Raw genomic sequence first — 22,807 nt, 5'->3', positions numbered from 1 at the left:
GCATGCCTCAGACATTGAACACCACGCTACTGATCATCGGCGGTGGCCCTGGCGGTTATGTGGCGGCGATCCGTGCCGGCCAACTGGGCATCCCGACCATTCTGGTCGAGGGCCAGGCGCTGGGCGGCACCTGCCTGAACATCGGCTGCATTCCCTCCAAAGCCTTGATCCATGTGGCCGAACAGTTCCAGCAAACCGTGCATCACAGTCAAGGGTCGCAACTGGGCATTGAAGTGGATGTGCCGACCCTGAACATCCGCAAGAGCGTGGAATGGAAAGACGGCATTGTTGACCGCCTGACCACCGGCGTGGCCGCCTTGCTCAAGAAGCACAAAGTGCAGGTGATCCACGGCTGGGCCAAGGTGGTCGACGGCAAGACCGTCGACGTCGGCGACCAGCGCATTCAATGCGAGCACCTGCTGCTGGCCACCGGCTCGAAAAGCGTCAACCTGCCGATGCTGCCGATTGGCGGGCCGATCATCTCGTCAACCGAAGCGCTGGCGCCGACCCGCGTGCCCAAACGCCTGATTGTGGTGGGTGGCGGTTACATCGGCCTGGAGCTGGGCATTGCCTACCGCAAGCTCGGCGCCGAAGTCAGTGTGGTCGAGGCGCAGGAGCGCATCCTGCCCGCCTACGACGGCGAGCTGACGCTGCCGGTGGCCGAATCGCTCAAGCAGTTGGGGGTCAAGCTGTACCTCAGCCACAGCGTCACCGGTTTCGAAAACAACCGCCTACAGGTACGTGACCCGAATGGGGAGACGCTGTCGCTGGAAACCGATCAGGTGCTGGTGGCCGTGGGCCGCAAACCCAACACCCAGGGCTGGAACCTCGAAGCGCTGAACCTGGCGATGAACGGTGCGGCGATCAAGATCGACAACCGTTGCCAGACCAGCATGCGCAACGTGTACGCCATCGGCGACCTGAGCGGCGAGCCGATGCTCGCGCACCGGGCCATGGCCCAGGGCGAGATGGTCGCCGAACTGATCAGCGGCAAACACCGCGAATTCAACCCGGCCGCCATCCCGGCGGTGTGCTTCACCGACCCGGAACTGGTGGTGGTCGGCAAGACCCCGGACGAAGCCAAGGCGGCCGGCCTGGACTGCATCGTGTCGAGCTTCCCGTTTGCGGCCAATGGCCGGGCGATGACCCTGGAGTCGAAAACCGGCTTTGTGCGCGTGGTAGCACGGCGTGACAACCACCTGATTGTCGGCTGGCAGGCGGTGGGCGCTGGTGTGTCTGAGTTGTCTACGGCCTTTGGCCTGAGCCTGGAGATGGGTTCGCGCCTGGAAGATGTGGCGGGCACCATTCATGCGCATCCGACCCTCGGCGAAGCGGTGCAGGAAGCGGCTTTAAGAGCATTGGGCCACGCGTTGCACCTGTAAACTGCCGCATTCCCCTGTGGGAGCGGGCTTGCTCGCGAATGCGGTATATCAGTCACCTATGTGTTGACTGACACACTGCATTCGCGAGCAAGCCCGCTCCCACATAAAGCAAGAATGAAGTATTGTTGCGCCCATCCAGTAAAAAACCGACAAGCCTGCCTTCGACCAGGCGGTTGACCAGAGATAGAGGGTGTCATGGGTAACGAAAGCATCAATTGGGACAAGCTGGGTTTTGACTACATCAAGACCGACAAGCGGTTTCTCCAAACCTGGAAAAACGGCGAGTGGCAAGCGGGCACCCTGACCGACGACAACGTGCTGCACATCAGCGAGGGCTCGACCGCCCTGCACTATGGCCAGCAGTGCTTTGAAGGCCTCAAGGCCTACCGCTGCAAGGACGGCTCGATCAACCTGTTCCGTCCGGACCAGAACGCCGCCCGTATGCAACGCAGCTGCGCACGCTTGCTGATGCCGCATGTGACCACCGAAGACTTCATCGAAGCCTGCAAACAAGTGGTCAAGGCCAACGAGCGGTTCATCCCGCCGTACGGCAGTGGCGGCGCGCTGTACCTGCGCCCGTTCGTGATCGGCACCGGTGAAAACATCGGCGTGCGTAGCGCACCGGAATTTATCTTCTCGGTATTCGCCATCCCGGTCGGCGCCTACTTCAAGGGCGGCCTGGTGCCCCACAACTTCCAGATCTCCACGTTCGACCGCGCCGCGCCACAAGGCACCGGTGCCGCCAAGGTCGGTGGCAACTATGCCGCCAGCCTGATGCCGGGCGCTGAAGCACGGACATCCGGTTTCGCCGACGCGATCTACCTGGACCCGATGACCCACTCGAAAATCGAGGAAGTCGGTTCGGCCAACTTCTTTGGTATCACCCGCGACAACCAGTTCATCACGCCGAAGTCGCCTTCGGTACTGCCAGGCATCACCCGCCTGTCGCTGATCGAACTGGCCGAGACCCGCCTGGGCCTGAAAGTGGTCGAGGGCGACGTGTTCATCGACAAACTGGACCAGTTCAAGGAAGCCGGCGCCTGCGGCACCGCTGCTGTGATCTCGCCAATCGGCGGCATCCAGTACGACGGCAAGCTGCACGTGTTCCACAGCGAAACCGAAGTGGGCCCGATCACCCAGGCGCTCTACAAAGAGCTGACCGGCGTGCAGACCGGCGACGTTGAAGCGCCAGCGGGTTGGATCGTCAAGGTCTGACTCAGCAAACGCAAAACCCAATGTGGGAGCCAGCTCCCACATTTGATTTCGGTGTGCTCACACGTCCTTGGGAATATTCACCCCAATCTTCTTGCCCATACTGATCCTCGGCTCCACCCCATACCCCAGCGCCTCGTAGAACCCCACCACCGCGTCATTGCCGCCCGTAATCTGCAGGTTGATCTTCATACAGCCCAACGCAGTCAACGCCTGCTCGGCATAGCGCACCAGCGAAGCACCCAGGCCCTGCCGACGATAATCACTGTGCACCGCCACTGAATACAGCCAGCCGCGATGCCCGTCATAGCCGGCCAGAATGGTGCCGATCACGGCCTTTTTATCCGTCGCGACAAAGAACAGCCCATCGTTGACCGCGAGTTTTTTGTCGATTGCCAGGCTTGGCAGGTTATGCGCAGTGTCATAGCCAAACGCCTGCTGCCACAACGCTACCACCTGGGATCGGTGCGGACGATCGCGATACGGCCCAATGGGGTGGCGCGATAACAAGGCCTTTTCCATCACCAGCGTGCGCTCATTGCCATGGTAGACGTCGCGCACCGTGTGAAAACCCAGCTTGGTATAAAACGGCTCGGCGGTCAGCGAGGACGGCACGCTCAGGACCGTCACCCCGGCTTCAACGGCACGCAGTTCAACCTCGATCATCAGCAGCCGGCCAATGCCCTGCCGTTGTAACGCCGGGTTGACGAACACCGAGCGCACCACATTGCCATCGAGGGCGGCGGTGGCGACGATCACCTGATCCTGAATCGCCACCAGCACCACCCGGCGCTGCAGCAACGCCAGTACGGCGTCGGGCGTAAAGTTGCTGGCAACCCGAGCAATCACATCCGCCGGGTAGTCCCGCGCATTGCTGCTGTGCAAGGCCGCCAGGATAACCTGGCTGATGCCCTCGGCATCGGTGGGTTGGGCAAGACGAACAGCGGTAGACATGATTGCTCCTGACTGACAGCGGTTTGGCAAATGCCACAATACCAATGTGGGAGCGGGCTTGCTCGCGGATGCTGAGTGTCAGCCGCTACATATGGCTCGAAGACACCGCCTTCGCGAGCAAGCCCGCTCCCACACTTGATCGCATTTCACTTCAGCAGCCGATTCGGCTGCGCCACCTCACTTTTCAGCTTTCCCGGCTGAGCCGCCCTGCCATATCAGCCGGGATTCACCCACCACAGCGCACAAAATAGCCCCACAGCTCACCCCATGGATTCGTGCCCCCATGCAAACCACCAACACCGTCTTGATGATTCGCCCGGCGCGCTTTGCCTTCAACCCGGACACCGCGATCAACAACCGCTTCCAACGCCAGCCACTCGATCCACTGAGCGCGCAGCAAAAAGCGCTGCAAGAGTTCGACGGCTATGTCGACACCCTGCGCCAACATGGCGTGGAAGTGCTGGTGGTACAGGACACTCCGGCCCCACACACGCCCGACTCGATCTTCCCCAACAACTGGTGGAGCAGCCACGCCGATGGCAGCCTGGTGCTGTACCCGATGGAAGGCCGGAACCGACGACTGGAGCGCAACAAAGGCGTGCTGCAAGTACTGGAGCAGCGTTTCGCGATCCATAGCACCATCGACCTGAGCCACCTCGAACAACAGAACATCTTCCTCGAAGGCACCGGCAGCATGGTGCTCGACCGCCAGCACCGCATCAGCTATGCCTGCCACTCCGGGCGTACCCACCAGGACGCCTTGCGTCAGTTTGCCGAACGCCTCGACTACCAACTCTGCGTCTTCCACGCCGTCGACCGCCACCACGCGCCGATCTACCACAGCAACGTGATGATGAGTGTCGGCCGCGACCTCTCGGTGGTGTGCCTGCAAGCCCTGCCCGATGCCAGCGAACGCCAGGCCCTGGAGCGCTCGCTGCACGACACCGGCAAAGACATCCTCGCCCTCGACTTCGACCAACTTGAAGCCTTCGCCGGCAACATGCTCGAAGTCCACGACCGTGACGGCCAACCGCTGCTGGTGATGTCAGCCAGCGCCTGGAGCGCCCTGCACCCGGCCCAGCGCACGCATGTAGAACGCCACACCCGCCCGGTGGTGGTGAACATCGACAACATCGAACGCATCGGCGGCGGCAGTGCCCGCTGCATGCTGGCGGAAGTACACCTGCCCGCCCGCGCCTCATTTCAATAAGGAGTCTTGCCATGACCCGTTACATCGACGTCAACGACCTCAGCTACCTGGTTTCACAAAAAGGCCTGCAAACCTGCATCAGCGAGATGGCCGAATACATCCGCGCCGACTACCTGCGCTGGCAGGACTTCGAAAAATGCGCGCGGCTGGCCAACCATTCGCCGGACGGCGTGATCGAGTTGATGCCGGTATCGGATGCCTCGCTGTACGCCTTCAAATACGTTAACGGCCACCCGAAAAACACCCTGGCCGGTATGCTCACGGTGATGGCTTTCGGCGCCCTGGGCGACGTCGACACGGGCAAGCCGGTGCTGCTGGCCGAAATGACCCTCACCACCGCGATCCGCACCGCCGCCACCTCCGCCCTGGTGGCCCGCTACCTGGCGCGCGACAACAGCCGCAGCATGGCGTTGATCGGCAACGGCTCGCAAAGCGAGTTCCAGGCCCTGGCCTTCCACGCCATGCTTGGCATCACCGAAATCCGCCTGTTCGATATCGACGCCAAGGCCACTGCCAAGCTGGCGGCCAACCTCAAGGCGTTCCCGGCGATCAAGGTGATCCTGGCCGCCAGTGTGGCCGAAGCGGTCAAAGGCGCGGACATTGTCACCACCGTGACCGCCGACAAGGCGTACGCCACCATCCTCACCGACGACATGATCGAACCGGGCATGCACCTGAATGCCGTGGGTGGCGACTGCCCCGGTAAAACCGAGCTGGACCGCCGCATCGTCGAGCGCGCCCGGGTAATCGTCGAGTACGAACCGCAAAGCCGTATCGAAGGTGAAATCCAGCACATGCCGCACGATTCGCCGGTCACCGAACTCTGGCAGGTCATCAATGGCCAGCAGCCCGGCCGCGAGAACCCGCGCCAAGTCACGCTGTTCGACTCGGTGGGCTTTGCCATCGAAGACTACTCGGCCCTGCGCTACGTGCTGGACGTGGCCAAGGCGCTGGATGTGGGCAGCACACTTGAACTGGTGCCGGACCTCGCCGACCCGAAAGACCTGTTTGCACGCCTGGCCCAACAGCCCCGCGCGCAGCACAAAAAGCGCGCTTGAAACCGCTCTGGCCTGCCGCTTTGCGCTGAGGGCGGGCCAGACTTTCATCACTGAAAAGCCGATTTCGCGGGTGACGCAGCCGATTTCGCTGCATTGCGCTTTTTAACAGCGCAATTTGCGCTTTATGCACGGGGTAAACGACACAAAAAACGCACCACCATGAAGCATTCTCTGCTCCCAGCGATTCACTGCCCTGACATCAATTACAAAATATAGGGACTGTCACATGACTCCATTGCGATCACTCTTCGCCGCGTTGCTGTTGCCACTGTGCGCCAGCGCCGCCCACGCCCAGGACTGGAAAGAAATCCGCTTCGGCGTATTCCCCGAGTACCCGCCCTTTGAGTCCGTCGCCGCCGACGGCAGCCTGCAAGGTTTTGATATCGAACTGGGCAACGCCATCTGCGCCAGGCTTGAAGTCAAATGCACCTGGGTGCACAACGAATTCGACGGCATGATCCCGGCCCTGCGCGCGCGCAAGTTCGACGCGATCATGTCGTCCATGGCCGTAACCCCGTCGCGTGAGAAAGTCATCGACTTCAGCGACCGCCTGTTTCTCAGCCCCACCTCGGTGATCACCCGTAAAAACGCCGACTTCGGCGACACGCCGGAGTCGCTCAAAGGCAAGCAGGTGGGCGTGCTCCAAGGTTCGCTGCAGGAAGCCTATGCACGTGCCCACCTGGCCAGGCTCGGCGCGCAGATCAAGGCGTACCAGTCCCAGGAGCAGAACTACGCCGACCTGCAAAACGGCCGCCTCGACGCCACCCTGACCGACAAGCTCGAAGCCCAGCTCAACTTTCTGTCCAAGCCTGAAGGCGCCGACTTCAAGACCGGCCCGGCCTTCAAGGACCCGACCTTGCCGCTGGATATCGCCATGGGGCTGCGCAAGAACGACGCTGAACTGCGCGCGCTGATCAATAAAGGCATCGCCGCCGTGCAGGCCGATGGCACCTACGCACAGATCCAGAAGAAGTACTTCGGCGATCAGGATATCTACAACGAATAGGCCCACCCCGGCCCCTGTGGGAGCTGGCTTGCCTGCGATGGCGGTGGGTCAGCCACTGTAGATGTTGGAGGGTAGGCCGCCATCGCAGGCAAGCCAGCTCCCACAGTTAATCTCTGTGCTTGATCGAGATCCCCTCAATGAACGAACTCCTCAACCTGCAAGGCTACGGCCCGATGCTGGCCCAGGGTGCCTGGATGACGCTCAAGCTGTCGTTGCTGGCGCTGGCCCTGAGCCTCGCCCTGGGCCTGATCGCCGCCGGTGCCAAGCTTTCGAGCGTCAAATGGCTGCGCGTGTCCGCCACCCTCTACACCACACTGATCCGCAGCGTGCCGGACCTGGTGCTGATCCTGTTGATCTTCTACAGCCTGCAACTGTGGCTCAACGACCTGAGCGAAGTGTTCAGCTGGAATTACTTTGAAATCGACCCGTTTACCGCCGGGGTGATCACCCTGGGGTTTATCTACGGCGCGTATTTCACCGAGAACTTTCGCGGCGCCATTCTCAGTGTGCCGGCCGGGCAACTGGAAGCCGCCACCGCCTACGGCCTGAGCCGCTGGCAGCGCTTTCACCTGGTGCTGTTCCCGCAACTGATGCGCTTTGCCTTGCCGGGCCTGGGCAACAACTGGCTGGTGCTGCTCAAGTCCACGGCGCTGGTGTCGATCATCGGCCTGTCGGACCTGGTCAAGGCTGCGCAAAACGCCGGCAAGACCACCAATGAGCCCCTGTACTTCCTGATCCTCGCGGGCCTGGTGTACCTGCTGATCACCACCCTCTCCAACCGCCTCTTCAAGCGCCTCGAACGGCGCTACAACCTCGGCATCAAGGGGATGGCGCGATGATCGAACTGTTCCAGCAATACGGCCTGGCCTACCTGTTCAGCGATGGCTCAGGGTTGTCCGGGGTCGCCATGACGTTGTGGCTGTTTATCATCTCGGTGGTCGCAGGCTTTGTGCTGTCGATTCCACTGGCGCTGGCGCGCGTCTCGCAGCACGTGTGGTTGCGTTGGCCGGTGGAGGTCTACACCTACCTGTTTCGTGGCACGCCGCTGTATATCCAGTTGCTGATTTGCTACACCGGGCTGTACAGCCTGGAGGTGGTGCAGGACAACGCGCTGCTCAACCAGTTTTTCCGTAATGCGCTCAACTGCACATTGCTGGCGTTTGTGCTCAACACCTGCGCCTACACCGTGGAAATCTTCGCCGGGGCGATCCGCAATATTCCCCATGGCGAAATCGAAGCCGCGCGCGCCTACGGCCTGCACGGCTGGCGCCTCAACCTGTTTGTGGTGGTGCCCGCCGCGCTGCGCCGTGCGCTGCCGGCCTACAGCAATGAAATGATCCTGATGTTGCACGCCACTTCGCTGGCGTTTACCGCCACCGTCGCCGATATCCTCAAAGTGGCCCGTGACGCCAACGCCGAAACGTTCCTCACGTTCCAGGCTTTTGGCATCGCCGCCCTGCTCTACATGCTGCTGTCCTTTGCACTGGTGGGCCTGTTCCGACTGGCCGAACGTCGCTGGATGCGTTTTCTTGTTCCTACCCGAGGCTAACCCATGAATCAGTCCGCGCAGGCCCTGGCCGCTTACCCTGTCGACGAACCCGTTGCCCAACCGGCAAGCGCTGCGATCAAGCTTCAAGTCGAAGGCATCCACAAACGTTACGGCGACCACGAAGTGCTCAAGGGCGTGTCCCTCAACGCACGCAACGGCGACGTCATCAGCCTGATCGGCGCCAGCGGCTCGGGCAAAAGCACGATGCTGCGCTGCATCAACTTTCTCGAACAGCCGGATGCCGGGGTGATCACCCTGGACGGCATCAGCATTGAAATGCGCCAGGGCCGCGCCGGGGTCCGTGCCCCCCATCAAGAGCAGTTGCAAAACCTGCGCACGCGCCTGGCCATGGTGTTCCAGCACTTCAACCTGTGGAGCCACATGACTGTGCTGGAAAACATCACCATGGCGCCGCGCCGGGTGTTGGGCCTCAGCGCGGCCGAAGCGGAAAAACGCGCACGCCTGTATCTGGACAAAGTTGGCCTGCCCGGCCGCGTGGCCGATCAATACCCGGCCTTTCTGTCCGGTGGCCAGCAACAGCGTGTGGCCATCGCACGGGCATTGGCGATGGAGCCGGAAATTATTCTGTTCGATGAACCGACCTCGGCGCTGGACCCGGAACTTGTAGGGGAAGTGCTCAAAGTCATACAGACGTTGGCCGAGGAAGGTCGTACCATGCTGATGGTCACCCACGAAATGGGCTTTGCCCGCCAGGTGTCCAGCCAAGTGCTGTTTTTGCACCAGGGCCGGGTCGAGGAACAAGGCGGCGCCGAGATTCTCGACCACCCCAACAGCGAACGCTTGCAGCAATTTCTTTCCAACCGTCTGAAGTGAACTCATGGATACCAAGGCCCACGGACCCCATTCTTCCCCCTCGCTGGACCGCATCGATGAAGCCATCATCGACGTGTTGCGTCACCAGGGGCGTATCACCTACGAAAAGCTTTCATCTCTGGTGCACCTGACACCCAGGCCGTGCCTGGAGCGGGTGCGCAAGCTGGAGCGACGCGGGGTGATCCGTGGTTATGGGGCGATCATCGATGTGCAGATGGTCTCGCCGGGGCTGTCGCTGCTGGTGCTGGTGGCCTTGTCCAATCAGAGCGGGCGCTCGGCGCAAAAGGCCTTTGAGGCCTGCGTGAAAGCGTGCCCCCAGGTGTTCGAGTGCCAACTGATCAGCGGGCCGTTCGACTACAGCCTGCGCATGCGTTGCCGGGATATGGAGCATTACCGGGTGCTGACGGAGACCTGGTTGAATAACGATGAGTTGCACATTGATAAGTTGGTGGCGCATCCGGAGTTGGCGGTGGTCAAAAACACCGCGACCGAGCTGGCATAGAGCGATAGATCGTTCCCACGCTCCGCGTGGGAATGCATCCAGTGACGCTCCGCGTCACGACGTCAAAGCGGACGCGGAGCGTCCAGGGCGGCATTCCCACGCAGAGCGTGGGAACGATCATCGAGCCAGCTCCCCCATTTTTCAAGCGTGCCCGCTTGAGATTTTCTTGCCCGGCCTGGCCCCGATCAGCTTCGCCTGCCCATCCTTCTGCTTGCCCGTGCGCGCCTCGCTGATCAACCCCGGTATCAACTTGCCCTCCGGCAGATTCTTCCAGAACCGGCTGGGCAAATGCCCTTCCATCACCTTGGGGTTCAACCGCGCCGGGTTGAAGATATGGCTGTAATAGGTCAGCCACATCGCGCTGTGGGGGTCTTCGACATTCTGCGCCAGCTGTTGCCAGGCTTCAGGGCACTGGCGTTGATGAATCAACTGTTCACCGTCGTAATACACGCCGTCCAGGGGTGTTGCGATCATCCAGCGATGACGGCCCATGCGTCCGACAAAATGCTGGCTGGCGGATTTCAAGATGTCATGGGCCGGCTCATGCCACGCCACATACTCCGGCAGCTGTGGCCCAGCCTCCGCAGGTAGAGCAATAAACCGCACAAACGCATGCAAGTGATGGGCCTCGCGGCTGACCTGCTTGATGCGCCGTTGCAACTCACTGCCCAGCTTGTCCCCGGCCAGCATCGCAGTGCGGTCGCCGTGGCTGACACGCCACAACACTTCGTACAACAGGCTCCAGCGCTGATCACCGTGGTAACAGGCGGCCGATTCCAACAACTCCAGCAACGCCTTGGGGATTCGCGCCTGAAACGGCCCGAGCTGTTCAGGTACAGGCTCGTCCGTGGCAAACAGGTCCGCCACCTCGGCCTCGCCCCAGCTCACCTGGCTGGGGTCGACCTGATGGCTGAGCAGCCAGCGCGCCTGCTCGCGCCAGGTGCTGAAGAGGTTGTCGCATTCCAGGCTGATCATCCCCACAGCCCCATCTGTTGCGGCTGCGGGCGGTCGCGCAGTTGCTCGCGCAGCAGCACGCTGGTGCTGTCCGCCTGTTGCGGGTGGTAGTCGCTGGTGATGAAAAACGGCTTGGCCTTGGCCAGCACGCAACGCATGCGGGCCAGGTCTTCGAAACGGATCTTGCGTTCGCGGCGCAGGTCGACCAGGCGCTGGGTGGTGCGCAGGCCAATGCCGGGGATACGCGCGATCAGCGTGGGTTCGGCGCGGTTCAGGTCCAACGGGAACACCTCGCGGTGCTCCAGCGCCCAGGCCAGCTTCGGGTCGATATCCAGGGCCAGATGGCCGGGGCCTTCAAACAGTTCATTGGCGCTGAAACCGTAACTGCGCAGCAGAAAGTCGGCCTGGTACAGGCGGTGTTCACGCATCAACGGCGGCGCGGCCAGCGGCACACTTTTGGGGCTGTTGGGAATGGGGCTGAACGCCGAGTAATACACGCGCCGCAGCTTGTAATTGCCATACAGCGCCTCGGCGCCGTGCAGGATGGTGCTGTCATCGGTGTCATCGGCGCCGACGATCATCTGCGTGCTCTGCCCCGCCGGCGCAAAACGCGGTGCGCGCGGTTCGTTGAACACCGTCTGCTCGCCGGTGTAGATGGTCTGCATGGCTTGCTTGATCGAGCCGATCTGCTTCTCTGGCGCCAGGGTTTGCAGGCTGGCGTCGGTGGGCAACTCGATGTTCACGCTGAGGCGATCGGCATAACGCCCGGCTTCGGCGATCAGCGCAGGGTCGGCCTCGGGAATGGTCTTGAGGTGGATGTAACCGCGAAAGTCATGCTCTTCGCGCAACAGTTTGGCGACCCGAACCAGCTGCTCCATGGTGTAGTCGGCCGAACGAATGATGCCGGAGCTCAGAAACAGCCCGCTGACGCAATTGCGTTTGTAAAAGTCCAGGGTGAGGGTAACCACCTCCTCCGGGCTGAAACGCGCACGAGGCACGTCGCTGGAGCGGCGGTTGACGCAGTATTGGCAGTCGTACAGGCAGAAGTTGGTGAGCAAGACCTTGAGCAACGACACACACCGCCCGTCCGGCGTGTAGCTGTGGCAAATGCCCATGCCATCGGTAGAACCCAGCCCGGCCTTGCCCTCGGAGCTGCGCTTGGGCGCACCGCTGCTGGCGCATGAGGCGTCGTACTTGGCGGCGTCGGCGAGGATGCTGAGTTTTTCGATCAACTGCATGAAGGGCTACCGATACTGGTTTTTTGTACAGTATCAGGCAGCCCCACCAGTCACAAGTACAGCTTGTCAGCTGGCCGTGGCCAGCAGCAAATCCTGCACCGAGCGTGCCTTGCCACGGTGACGATCGTTTTCATACAGCGAGGCGGCAATTTCATCGGCCCGAATCGGCAGTACCGACAGCAAGGTGTCGCTCAACCCATGGCTGGCCTGGCTGAAGCCCTGGATATAGATACCGGCCTTGCAGCGCTCGTCGGTGACGATCCGATAGTCGCGCGCCACTTCGAAGTCGCCCATATAGGCTTGCAGGGGCGCCAGCAGTTCGCGATGCATCTGGCGCTCGTAGCCGGTGGCCAGGATCACCGCGTCGTAATGGCTGACGCTGGTGTCGCCGTTGGCGTTGTTGCGCAGTGCCAGTTCGATGCCCAGCGGCCCGGCTGTGGCTTTCTCGACCACGGTCATGGTGCGGAAGGCCTGGCGGTTGATGCCGGAGACTTTCTGGCGGTAGAAAATCCCGTAGATGCGCTCGATCAGGTCCAGGTCAACCACCGAATAGTTGGTGTTCTGGTACTCGGCCACCAGGCGCTCACGCTCGGCGCCGACTTGCTGGAACACCAGGTCGGTAAAGGCCGGCGAGAACACTTCGTTGACGAACGGGCTGTCATCCGCCGGTTTAAGCGCCGAACCGCGCAGGATCATGTCCACCTGCACCGACGGGAAGCTGTCGTTGAGGTCGATAAAGGCTTCGGCCGCGCTCTGCCCGCCGCCGATGATCGCAATGCGCATAGGCTTGCCCTCCACGCACGGCTGCCGGGCCATGCGCTCGAGGTATTGGGAATGGTGGAACACTCGGCCGTCTTCCTTGAGCGCGTTGAACGCCTCCGGCACACGTGGCGTGCCGCCGGCGCTGACCACCACCGAGCGGGTGGTGCGCACATGCTGTTCGCCCTGGGCATCACGGGAGATCACGCGCAGCGCTTCAACCTGCTGCTGGTGCAGGATCGGCTCGATGGCCAGCACTTCCTCGCCATACCGCGCCTGGGCCTGGAACTGCCCGGCGACCCAGCGCAGGTAGTCGTTGTACTCCATGCGGCACGGGTAAAAGGTGCCCAGGTTGATGAAATCCACCAGGCGGTCGTGGGCCTTCAGGTAATTGACGAACGAGTACGGGCTGGTGGGGTTACGCAGCGTCACCAGATCCTTGAGGAACGAAATCTGCAGTTCGCTCTGGGTCACCAGGGTATTGCCGTGCCAGCGGTAGTCGGCCTGCTTGTCGAGAAACACCACGTCCAGTTTGCCCTGGGCTTTTTCACGCTCCTGCAGGGCGATGGCCAGCGCCAGGTTCGAAGGGCCGAAACCGATCCCGATCAGGTCGTGAACCGCGGGCGAAGCAATTGCCTGTGTCATTCCAGTGTCCTCTGGATAAGCCCCTTGGCGGTGGGGCGGGAATACCTGCAAAGCCTGAACAACAGGCCATGTGTTGATAGGAAACGAGGACAATGAAATAAAATTTAACTAATCTGCGATCAGTGCGCGTCCCACTCGCGCATGCGCACCCGGCAATGCTTCATGGCATTAACGATATGTTTTTCCACCAGGCTGCGGGAAATGCTCAGGCGCTCGGCGATTTGCAGGTGAGAAAGGCCGTCGAGCTTGCGCAGCAGGAAGCTGTCGCGGCAGGCGCTGGGCAGCTCGGCCAGGGCTCGTTCGAGCAGGGCCAGGCGCTGGGCCTGATCGTGACTGGCGTGGGGCGAACAGGTGGCGAAGCGCTCTTCACTGTCCAGCACCTCCAGGGACTCGGACTGGCGCAAGGCATTGCGCCGATGGCCGTCGATCACCAGGTTCAGCGCAGTACGGTACAAAAATGCGCGCGGCTGTTCGATCGGCGTATCGCTGGCGCGCTCCAGCACCCGCACATAGGCGTCATGCACCACATCTTCGGCCACCTGACGGTTGCCCAGCTTGGCGTTGAGGAAACACACCAGCTCGCGATAGTAGTTTTCCAACATGACTCCCGACCGTCCTGGGGGGACGGCATCAGTTCCTTGAGTGCTAACGACGACAGGCCATGGATGATGGCAGTTTGAGTGTGTGCAATTTATAGTAATTCTCATCTACTTTTAAACAAGTCTTGCATCAACCGTCGATTTTTTTATTCGACAGAGCTGTTACTACCTATGTAAGCGCCTAAATCGTCGGGCAATTTTCTCGTATAACTGTCAGCCCTCCGCAACTGCGGCCCACATTCCCGGCTGGAAACAACGCATGAAACGCCCTCGCCCCGCCCGACGCGCCCTGCTGGTTGTCGCGTGCCTGATTCCCATCGCTGCACTGGCGGCCTGGCAGATATTGCCGCCGGGCCGCGACAGCCTCGCCACCGTCACCGTCACCCGTGGCAATATCGAAAACAGCGTCACGGCGCTGGGCACCCTGCAACCACGCCGCTATGTCGACGTGGGCGCACAGGCATCCGGGCAAATCCGCAAGATCCATGTCGAGGCCGGTGACCAGGTCAAAGAAGGCCAGTTGCTGGTAGAAATCGACCCCGCCACGCAACAGGCCAAGCTTGACGCCAGCCGCTATGCCATCGACAACCTCAAGGCCCAGTTGCAGGAGCAGAAAGCCCAGCACGAACTGGCGCGCCAGAAATACCAGCGCCAGCAGCGCCTGGTGGCCGGTAACGCCACCCGCGAAGAAGACGTGCAAACCGCCAGGGCCGAGCTGAGCGCCACCCAGGCACGGGTCGACATGTTCCAGGCGCAGATCCGCCAGGCCCAGGCCAGCCTGCGCAGCGACGAGGCCGAACTGGGCTATACGCGCATTTTCGCGCCGATGAGCGGCACGGTGGTGGCGGTAGACGCACGCGTCGGCCAGACCCTCAACGCCCAGCAGCAGACCCCGCTGATCCTGCGCATCGCCAAGTTATCGCCGATGACTGTATGGGCCGAGGTTTCCGAAGCCGATATCGGCCACGTCAAACCCGGCATGACTGCCTATTTCACCACGCTCAGCGGCGGCGGCCGGCGCTGGACCAGCACCGTGCGCCAGATCCTGCCGATCCCGCCCAAGCCCCTGAATGAAACCAGCCAGGGCAACGGCAGCCCCAGCAGCACCAGCAAAAGCGGGAGCGGCCGTGTGGTGCTGTACACGGTGCTGCTGGATGTGGACAACACCGACAATGCCCTGATGGCCGAGATGACCACCCAGGTGTTTTTTGTCGCCAGCCAGGTCAAGGATGTGCTCACCGTGCCGGTCGCGGCCTTGCTCGGCAGCCACGGCACCGACAAGCAAACCGCCCGCGTGGTGGCAAAAAACGGCTCGATCGAAGCGCGCGACGTGCGCCTGGGTATCAGTGACCGTTTGCGCGTCGAAGTGCTGGACGGCCTCAGCGAGGGCGATCACGTGTTGATCGGCCCAGCCGACGGCAACGGGGGTTGAGTTGACCACGCCGCTGATCGAACTCAAAAACATCCGCAAATCCTACGGCGGCGGCGACAGCCCGCAGGTCGACGTGCTGCGCGGGATCGACCTGTCGATCCATGCCGGGGAATTCGTCGCCATCGTCGGCGCTTCCGGCTCGGGCAAATCCACGCTGATGAACATCCTCGGCTGCCTCGACCGCCCTTCCGAAGGCGACTACCTGTTCGCCGGCGAAAACGTCGCGCACTTGGGCAGCGACGAACTGGCCTGGCTGCGCCGCGAAGCCTTTGGTTTTGTGTTCCAGGGCTACCACTTGATTCCGTCCGGTTCGGCCCAGGAAAACGTCGAGATGCCGGCGATCTATGCCGGTATCAGTGCCACCGAGCGGCATGCCCGCGCCAAAGCCCTGCTCACGCGCCTGGGCCTGGCCGACCGCACCGCCAACCGCCCACACCAACTCTCCGGCGGCCAGCAGCAACGGGTGTCGATCGCCCGCGCGCTGATGAACGGCGGGCATATCATCCTCGCCGACGAACCCACTGGTGCCCTCGACAGCCACAGCGGCGCCGAGGTGATGACCCTGCTGGACGAACTGGCGAACCAGGGCCATGTGGTGATCCTGATTACCCACGACCGCGAAGTGGCGGCGCGGGCCAACCGCATCATCGAGATCCGCGACGGGCTGATCATCAGCGACTCGGCGCACAGTGACACCCATGTGCCGGTCACCGCCAACAGCGACGCGCTGCAAGCCGTCGACCTGCGCCAGCGCCTGGCCGACGGGGCCGAGCACAATGGTGCCTGGAAAGCCGAACTGCTCGATGCCATACGCGCAGCCTGGCGGGTGATGTGGATCAATCGCTTTCGCACCGCGCTGACGCTGCTGGGGATTGTGATTGGCGTGGCGTCCGTGGTGGTGATGCTGGCCGTCGGCGAAGGCAGCAAGCGCCAGGTGATGGCGCAGATGGGCGCGTTCGGCTCCAATATCATCTACCTCAGCGGCTCCTCGCCCAACCCGCGCACGCCGCCGGGTATCGTGACCCTCAACGATGTCGCGGCACTGGCGATGTTGCCCCAGGTCAAGCGCATCATGCCGGTCAACGGCAACGACGCCGGGGTTCGTTTCGGCAACCTGGACTACCTGGCCTATGTAGGCGGCAACGACGTCAACTTCCCCGAGATTTTCAACTGGCCGGTGGTCGAGGGCAGCTATTTCACCCAGGAAGACGAGCGCGCCGGGGCGACCGTCGCGGTGATCGGTCACCGTATCCGCGAAAAGCTGTTCAAAAACGTCGCCAGCCCGATCGGCCAATACATCCTGATCGAAAACGTGCCCTTCCAGGTCATCGGCGTGCTCGCCGAAAAAGGCTCCGCCTCCGGCAATAAAGACAGCGACGACCGCGTAGCGATCCCCTACACCGCCGCCAGCGTGCGCCTGTTCGGCACGTACAACCCCGAATACGTGGCGATCGCCGCCGCCGATGCACGCAAGGTCCATGAAGCTGAAATGGCCATTGATCAACTGATGCTCAAGCTGCACAACGGTAAGCGTGACTACCAGTTGACCAACAACGCCGCGATGATCCAGGCCGAAGCCCGCACGGCCAACACGCTGTCGCTGATGCTCGGTTCGATTGCGGCGATTTCCCTGCTGGTGGGCGGGATCGGTGTGATGAACATCATGCTGATGACCGTGCGCGAGCGCACCCGCGAAATCGGCATTCGCATGGCCACCGGCGCGCGCCAGCGCGACATCCTGCGCCAGTTCCTCACCGAGGCGGTGATGCTCTCGGTGGTCGGCGGCTTGTTCGGCATCGCCCTCGCGCTGCTGGTGGGCGGCGTACTGATACTGGCCGAGGTGGCGGTGCAGTTTTCCCTGGTGGCGGTGTTTGGCGCGTTTGGCTGTGCGCTGGTCACCGGTGTCGTATTCGGCTTTATGCCGGCCCGTAAAGCTGCCCGGCTCGATCCGGTTAAGGCGTTGACCAGTGAATAAACGATCTTCCCTGCTGGGCGTGTGCCTGTTGCTCAACGCCTGTACCGGCAACCCGCCAACCGTCGACAGCGGCCTCGCACCGCCGCCCGCCTGGCAGTACGCCGAACGCGATGCCACCCAGGCGACCAACCAACGCTGGTGGACACACTTCGCCAGCCCGCCGCTCAACCGCCTGATCGATCAGGCGCGACGCGACAGTTATGACGTGGCCGCCGCCATGGCACGGGTGCGCCAGGCCCAGGCGAGTGCGGTAATTGCCGGGGCGCCGTTGCTGCCTGAGGTCAAGTTCAACCTCACCGCCAGCCGTGAAAAGCTGCTGCGCGGCAGCGGCAATGCCTCGTTGGACGCCACCGACAGCAACAAGACCGTCGACAGTTTCGGTGCCAACCTCACCGCCAGCTATGAACTGGACTTCTGGGGTGGCCGCGTTGCCGCCCGCGACAGCGCCCTGCAAAGCCTGCGCGCCAGTGAGTTTGACCAGGCCACCGTGGAGCTGACCCTGCTCGGCAACGTCGCCGACCGCTACGCGCAAACCCTCGCCGCGCAGCAACGCCAGCAGATCGCCGAGCTGAACCTGGCGAATGCGCGCAGTGTGTTGAACCTGGTGCAAACCCGCTACGACGCAGGCGCAGCCACCGCCCTGGAGCTGGCCCAACAGAAAAGCCTGGTGGCCGGCCAGCAACGGCAATTGCCGCTGATTGCGCAGGTGGCCGAAGAATCGCGGATCACCCTCGCCGCCCTGCTCGGTCAGCCGGTACAAGCCCTGGACCTGGGTACCGAGCCGTTCCAGGCGCTGACCTGGCCAACCATTGGCCCCGGCGTGCCGAGCCAATTGCTCAGCCGCCGCCCCGACCTGGCCCGCGCCGAGGCGCAACTGGCGGCGGCCAGTGCCGACGTCACCGTGGCACGCGCGGCGATGCTGCCCAGCGTGACCTTGGGCGCGACAGTCGGCTCCGGCGCCTATAAAGCTGAAGATATCCTGCGCAGCCCGTTCTACACCCTGACCTCGGGGTTGGTGGCGCCGATCTTCAACAATGGCCGTTTAAGCGCCGAACGCGACAAGGCCCGCGCCCGCCAGGACGAGCTGCTGCAAGCCTATCGCGGCGCCATCATCAACGGCTTTGCCGATGTGGAGAAAGCCCTCAGCAGCATCACGCGCCTGGACCAGCAACGCCAATGGCAGGCCGAAGAACTGCAACAGGCCCAGGCCGCCTTCCAGATCTCCGAGAGCCGCTACCAGGCAGGCGCCGAGGACTTGCTGACGGTGCTGGAAACCCAACGCACCTTGTTCGCCGCCCAGGACTTGAACGTGCAGTTGCGGCTGTCACGGCTGCAAGCCAGCATTGCCTTGTACAAAGCGCTGGGCGGCGGCTGGAATACGGATATCCGACAATAAAACTGTAAACTCCTACACAAAGCGTTTATTCGCCCTACATTCTTTGACCCTGGGTCCTTGGTAAAAAAGCCGCCCTCACACGGCAGCCCGGACCCTCTTGATGAAACCCAGCGTTCTGGTAAAAAACCTGGCGTGTATCGGCCTCTGGCTGCTCGCGGGCCAGGCGTTGGCCGAGCCGCTGATCGCGCCCACCGCGATCGACTGGCTGCTGGATTGCCCCTTCCCCGCCCAGGAGCGCCCGGACCCCGAGGTGCTGGAACGCACTCAATGCGCCAGTGTGAGCGTGCCACGCGACCATGCCGCGCCCAAACGCGGCAGCGTGCGCCTGGCCCTGACCCGCGTGGGCGCCCGCCAGCCGCTCAGCCGTGAAGGTGTGGTGTTTATCCAGGGTGGCGAGCCGCCAAAGGGCCAGGGCGCAACCTTCGCCCTGCACCTGACCAGCCGCTGGGAGTCCTATTCAACCCAGGCCTATCGCACCCTGACCAACCGCTATGACGTGATCGAACTGAGCCCCCGTGACCTGAGCCAAGCCAATGGCGTTGAGCAAGCGGCGCTCGACATGGAGTATGTGCGTGCCCAACTCGGGGAGGCCCAACTCAATTACCTCGGCAACGCGTTGGCCACCCGCCTTGGCAGTCGTTATGCCGCGCTGTTTCCCGAGCGCGTCGCACGCATGGTGCTGGTCAATGCCGAGCAGGCCGAGCCGGTCGCCGCCGGCATCGAGCAATTGCTGCTCAAGGAGCCGGCCCGCCCTGGCACCGGCGCCGGGTGCATCAACCGCTGGGTCGGCGATTTTCTCGTATTCGGGAAACAGCCGCCTGCTTCCACACGTTGCCTCGACCTCGGCAGCTGGGAATAACCCGCGTATTTGCGACCACCTCAGGCCGAAAACGACACCTTGCGTTGACGCTCCGGCTCAATCGTTATTAAGTGCTATTAATCCGCATTAATAGGATCAATAAAACAACATGCTCAGCCGCCCGCTACGACGCAAACGCCAGAAGCTGTCCGATGTGATTGTCGAGTCGGTCAAACGCTCGATCGTCACCGACGCGCTCAAGCCCGGCGACCGCCTGCCTACCGAGCGCGAGTTGATGGAAAGTTTCCAGTGCTCCAAAGGCTCGGCCCGTGAAGCACTCAAGGCCCTGGAAGTGGAAGGCTTGGTGAGCACACGCACCGGCCCCAGTGGTGGCGCGTACCTGAACCAGGCCGGCACTGAACCGGCCAGCCGCGCGTTGCGTAACTACCTGCACTTCCAGCACCTGGATGGCGAGCAGGTGTACCAACTGCGCAAGGTCATCGAGGTGGAGTTGGCAGTGTCGGTGCTGGGGCGCTTGAGCGAAGACGACTATCAAGCCCTGCAAGACAACGTGGATTTTTGCAGCGCCCCCGAAGACAGCGAAGCCGGCCAACGCGAACAGCGCCTGGCCGAGTTGGAATTTCACAACCTGCTGGCCAAGGCCTGCCCCAACCCGCTGCTGAGCTTTATGGCGCAGTTTCTCAACGACCTGCTACGCGACCTGGTGGTGCTGAAAAAAGCCTACAAGCCCAAGCGCAAACAGTTCGACGCGGCCAACCTCGATTACCACAAGCAGTTGCTGCTGGCCTTTCGCGCCGGGGATGAAACCGCCGTGCGCAACCTGATGCATGAACATATGTGCGACGCCGAACACCACATGACGGCGCTGGAAGGCGAGGTCAGCCCGCACTTTTTGCTGGAGTTTGATCACTCTTAAGAACACCCAGGATCCCAAACTGCAAACCCATTCATTGTGGGAGCCGGCTTGCCTGCGACGCGGGCACCTGGGTGTATCAGTTGAACCTGGCTGATGCCATCGCAGGCAAGCCAGCTCCCACATTTTGACCCGGTTCCAAGCGTTAGACCGTTTCACTCAATTCAATAACAGGCCTGCCCACAGGCCCTTGCTCCACCGTATCGCCCTTGCCGCTCCTGCCAATAACTAAACCAGGGAGTCACCCCATGCAGCGTCGTACGTTGTTGAAAGCCAGTCTCACCGCCGCCGCCGCGCTCAGCCTTCCGCTGAGTGTGCGCTCTGCATTCGCCGCCGAGCCTTTTACCTTTTACGGCCTCAAGTCCATGTCCGGCGCGTTTGCCAGCTATGGCAAATTTGCCGACATGGGTTCGCGCCTGGCGGTGGAACAGCACCCCGAGATTCTCGGCCGCCCGCTCAATTACAAGGTCATCGACACCGAAGGCAATGCCGGCAAAGCCGTGCGCAAGGTCCAGGAGGCGATCCAGCAGGACGGCGCACGGTTCTTCCAGGGCTGCACGCTGTCGTCCTCGGCACTGGCGGTGGCCAAGGAAGTCGACAAGGTCGGCGGCGTATTCATGACCCCGGTGGGCGCCGATGAAGTCACCGGCAAAGACTGCAACAAGGCGACCTTCCGCTGGTCGGTGCCCACCTACGGCGCGATCCGCGAAACCCTGCTGCCGCTGATCAAGCTGCTGCCCGACGCCAAGCGCTGGTACACCATCACGCCGCAATATGTGTTTGGCGAAGCCTTGCTCGAAGGCGCAAAAACCGTGCTCAAGGACAATGGCCTGGAACATGTCGGCAACAGCTATCACTCGCTGCAGGAACAGGAATTCTCCGGCTACCTGACCAACGCCATCGCCGCCAGGCCCGATGTACTGGTGCTGCTCAACTTCGGCAGCCAGTCGTCCAACACCCTGCGCCAGGCGGTGAACTTCGGGATCAAGGAGCGCATGAAAGTGCTGCTGGTATGGTCCGCCGGGCTCGACCAGTTCCAGGAACTGGGCAGCGACGTGCTCGAAGGCGTGTACCTCGGCGCCCAGTATTGGCACCAGGTCGACACCCCGCTCAACCGTGAACTGGTCAAGCTCACCCAGGCCAAATACGGTATCAACCCCACCTACCCGCTGGCGGCTGATTACATCAGCACCAAAGTCATGCTGGAAACCATCATCAGCACCGCCAGCTTCGACGGCCCGACCGTGGCCAAAGCCCTGCAAGGTTTGAGCTACGAAGGCCCGACCGGCAAGGAGTCGATCCGCGCCGGCGACCATCAGGTGATCAAGGATTACTACCTGCTGATCGGCAAAGCCGCCGGCGACATGGCCGACAAGGACGACCTGGCCAAGGTGCTCAGCGCCGGGCAATCGTTCCCGCCGGTCGAGGCGACGGGCTGCACGCTCGCCTGATCCTCTGAATTGCTTAGCGCAGGGCCGCGCGAGCGGCTGCCTGCCGAGGGTTACTGCATGCTTAATCTTTACCTGTTCCAGATCCTCAACGGCCTGGGGTTGGGGATGATCTATTTCCTGATCGCGGTCGGGCTGACGATCATTTTCGGCCTGCTCAACTTCGTCAACTTCGCCCACGGCGCATTCTTTCTGCTGGGTGCGTATATCTGCTACACCGCCGTAAGCCTCACCGGCAACTTCTGGCTGGCGCTGCTCATTGCACCGCTGGTGGTGGCCGCGCTGGCGTGGGTGATCGAGCGACTATTGATCCAGCGGATTTACCACTTGCCGCACATGTTCCAGATCCTGGTGACCCTGGGGATCGCGCTGATCATCCAGGAAGCCAGCGTGATGATCTGGGGCCCGGTGGGCAAAAGCGTCGCCGTGCCGGAACTGTTGCGCGGGGTACTGGTGGTGGGTGACTTCGTCTACCCCTACTACCGCCTGTTCCTCATCGTATTTTCCGCGCTGATCGGCCTGGCCTTGTGGCTGCTGCTGGAGCGCACGCGCTTCGGCGCCCTGGTGCGCGCCGGCAGTGAAAGCACCGAAACCGTGTCGCTGCTGGGCACCAATATCTTCCGGCTGTTTTCCATGACCTTTGCCCTCGGCGTGGCCCTGGCCGGTGTTGCGGGTGTGCTGTTTGCGCCCTTGCGCGGCGCGCAACCCTTTGTCGGCCCGGAGATCCTCGGGGTGGCCTTCGTGGTGGTGGTGATCGGCGGCATGGGCTCGTTCAGCGGTGCGCTGGTCGGCGGTTTACTGGTGGGCGTGGTGCAAAGCCTGATGACCACACTCTGGCCCCAAGGCGCGAGCCTGATGATCTACGGCGCGATGGCCGTGGTGATTCTGGTACGCCCTTACGGCCTGTTCGGGAGAGCCTGA

At 62.3% G+C, this 22,807-nt stretch carries 21 protein-coding genes; 16 read left to right on the top strand and 5 right to left on the bottom strand.

The genetic code is table 11. The annotated features are described in order from the left end of the window. The first annotated feature begins 2 nt into the window (after positions 1-2). Together lpdA and BLV67_RS14790 are read left to right on the top strand one after the other, a co-directional pair. The gene (lpdA, locus tag BLV67_RS14795) at positions 3-1,382 is read left to right on the top strand and encodes a dihydrolipoyl dehydrogenase (protein ID WP_069788312.1); all 1,380 of its coding nucleotides are present in this window, start codon (positions 3-5) and stop codon (positions 1,380-1,382) included. Positions 1,383-1,577: 195 nt separating this feature from the next. Continuing rightward, complete coding sequence (locus BLV67_RS14790) at positions 1,578-2,597, top strand: branched-chain amino acid aminotransferase (protein ID WP_065931138.1); 1,020 nt, start codon at positions 1,578-1,580, stop codon at positions 2,595-2,597. A gap of 57 nt (positions 2,598-2,654) precedes the next feature. On the opposite strand, the gene BLV67_RS14785 is transcribed toward BLV67_RS14790, so the two are convergent. Beyond that, positions 2,655-3,548 (bottom strand): GNAT family acetyltransferase, encoded by an 894-nt coding sequence (locus tag BLV67_RS14785; protein ID WP_074854476.1) that lies wholly within the window; start codon positions 3,546-3,548, stop codon positions 2,655-2,657. A gap of 283 nt (positions 3,549-3,831) precedes the next feature. On the opposite strand from BLV67_RS14785, the gene ctlX reads away from it, so the two are divergent. The 7 genes from ctlX (at position 3,832) to BLV67_RS14750 (ending at position 9,707) form a co-directional block, all read left to right on the top strand. Next, on the top strand, positions 3,832-4,758 hold the full coding sequence (gene ctlX, locus BLV67_RS14780) for a citrulline utilization hydrolase CtlX (protein ID WP_069788313.1): 927 nt from the start codon (positions 3,832-3,834) through the stop codon (positions 4,756-4,758). 11 nt (positions 4,759-4,769) lie between these two features. Then, entirely contained in the window at positions 4,770-5,816 is a 1,047-nt protein-coding gene (locus BLV67_RS14775; RefSeq protein WP_065931140.1) for an ornithine cyclodeaminase, read from the top strand. A gap of 226 nt (positions 5,817-6,042) precedes the next feature. After that, positions 6,043-6,822 carry an ABC transporter substrate-binding protein gene (locus BLV67_RS14770; RefSeq protein WP_069788314.1) on the top strand — a complete coding sequence of 260 codons (780 nt, stop codon included), beginning with the start codon at positions 6,043-6,045 and terminating at the stop codon, positions 6,820-6,822. Positions 6,823-6,959: 137 nt separating this feature from the next. Then, positions 6,960-7,661, top strand: coding sequence for an ABC transporter permease (locus BLV67_RS14765; RefSeq protein ID WP_069788315.1), 702 nt, complete (start codon positions 6,960-6,962; stop codon positions 7,659-7,661). Further along, positions 7,658-8,371, top strand: a complete 714-nt coding sequence (locus BLV67_RS14760; RefSeq protein WP_065931143.1) for an ABC transporter permease — start codon at positions 7,658-7,660, stop codon at positions 8,369-8,371. The genes BLV67_RS14765 and BLV67_RS14760 overlap by 4 nt, the downstream gene beginning before the upstream one ends. Before the next feature lie 3 nt (positions 8,372-8,374). Further along, complete coding sequence (locus BLV67_RS14755; protein ID WP_065931144.1) at positions 8,375-9,205, top strand: ABC transporter ATP-binding protein; 831 nt, start codon at positions 8,375-8,377, stop codon at positions 9,203-9,205. 4 nt (positions 9,206-9,209) lie between these two features. Next, positions 9,210-9,707, top strand: coding sequence for an Lrp/AsnC family transcriptional regulator (locus BLV67_RS14750; RefSeq protein ID WP_056861351.1), 498 nt, complete (start codon positions 9,210-9,212; stop codon positions 9,705-9,707). Positions 9,708-9,848: 141 nt separating this feature from the next. On the opposite strand, the gene BLV67_RS14745 is transcribed toward BLV67_RS14750, so the two are convergent. The 4 genes from BLV67_RS14745 to BLV67_RS14730 all read right to left on the bottom strand — a co-directional run bounded on the left by BLV67_RS14745 (position 9,849) and on the right by BLV67_RS14730 (position 13,905). After that, positions 9,849-10,682, bottom strand: coding sequence for a TIGR03915 family putative DNA repair protein (locus BLV67_RS14745; protein WP_056861350.1), 834 nt, complete (start codon positions 10,680-10,682; stop codon positions 9,849-9,851). After that, positions 10,679-11,899, bottom strand: coding sequence for a putative DNA modification/repair radical SAM protein (locus tag BLV67_RS14740; RefSeq protein ID WP_056861349.1), 1,221 nt, complete (start codon positions 11,897-11,899; stop codon positions 10,679-10,681). Before BLV67_RS14740 ends, BLV67_RS14745 begins: the two co-directional genes overlap by 4 nt. A gap of 66 nt (positions 11,900-11,965) precedes the next feature. Next, the gene (locus tag BLV67_RS14735; RefSeq protein WP_069788316.1) at positions 11,966-13,303 is read right to left on the bottom strand and encodes a lysine N(6)-hydroxylase/L-ornithine N(5)-oxygenase family protein; all 1,338 of its coding nucleotides are present in this window, start codon (positions 13,301-13,303) and stop codon (positions 11,966-11,968) included. Positions 13,304-13,422: 119 nt separating this feature from the next. Further along, complete coding sequence (locus tag BLV67_RS14730) at positions 13,423-13,905, bottom strand: sigma-70 family RNA polymerase sigma factor (protein ID WP_065931146.1); 483 nt, start codon at positions 13,903-13,905, stop codon at positions 13,423-13,425. 256 nt (positions 13,906-14,161) lie between these two features. Here BLV67_RS14730 and BLV67_RS14725 point away from each other — a divergent pair, with 256 nt between their 5' ends. From BLV67_RS14725 to BLV67_RS14695, 7 genes are all read left to right on the top strand, one after another. Next, positions 14,162-15,334 carry an efflux RND transporter periplasmic adaptor subunit gene (locus tag BLV67_RS14725; RefSeq protein WP_065931147.1) on the top strand — a complete coding sequence of 391 codons (1,173 nt, stop codon included), beginning with the start codon at positions 14,162-14,164 and terminating at the stop codon, positions 15,332-15,334. Position 15,335: 1 nt separating this feature from the next. Beyond that, a complete protein-coding gene (locus tag BLV67_RS14720) occupies positions 15,336-17,309 on the top strand; it encodes a MacB family efflux pump subunit (RefSeq protein WP_058422322.1) in 1,974 nt (657 codons plus the stop codon). After that, on the top strand, positions 17,302-18,705 hold the full coding sequence (locus BLV67_RS14715; protein WP_069788317.1) for an efflux transporter outer membrane subunit: 1,404 nt from the start codon (positions 17,302-17,304) through the stop codon (positions 18,703-18,705). Before BLV67_RS14720 ends, BLV67_RS14715 begins: the two co-directional genes overlap by 8 nt. Before the next feature lie 100 nt (positions 18,706-18,805). Beyond that, the gene (locus tag BLV67_RS14710; RefSeq protein ID WP_065931150.1) at positions 18,806-19,564 is read left to right on the top strand and encodes an alpha/beta fold hydrolase; all 759 of its coding nucleotides are present in this window, start codon (positions 18,806-18,808) and stop codon (positions 19,562-19,564) included. Between the two features lie 109 nt (positions 19,565-19,673). Continuing rightward, positions 19,674-20,441, top strand: coding sequence for a FadR/GntR family transcriptional regulator (locus BLV67_RS14705; protein WP_017136273.1), 768 nt, complete (start codon positions 19,674-19,676; stop codon positions 20,439-20,441). Between the two features lie 245 nt (positions 20,442-20,686). Beyond that, positions 20,687-21,889: an ABC transporter substrate-binding protein gene (locus tag BLV67_RS14700; protein WP_069788318.1), complete on the top strand. Its 1,203-nt coding sequence runs from the start codon at positions 20,687-20,689 to the stop codon at positions 21,887-21,889. Between the two features lie 57 nt (positions 21,890-21,946). Further along, the gene (locus BLV67_RS14695) at positions 21,947-22,807 is read left to right on the top strand and encodes a branched-chain amino acid ABC transporter permease (RefSeq protein ID WP_056861341.1); all 861 of its coding nucleotides are present in this window, start codon (positions 21,947-21,949) and stop codon (positions 22,805-22,807) included.

It is taken from the genome of Pseudomonas salomonii (assembly GCF_900107155.1).
GTDB lineage: Bacteria > Pseudomonadota > Gammaproteobacteria > Pseudomonadales > Pseudomonadaceae > Aquipseudomonas > Aquipseudomonas salomonii.
Note: the sequence above shows the minus strand (reverse complement) of the source record. Positions and strands in the feature narration are given on the sequence as shown.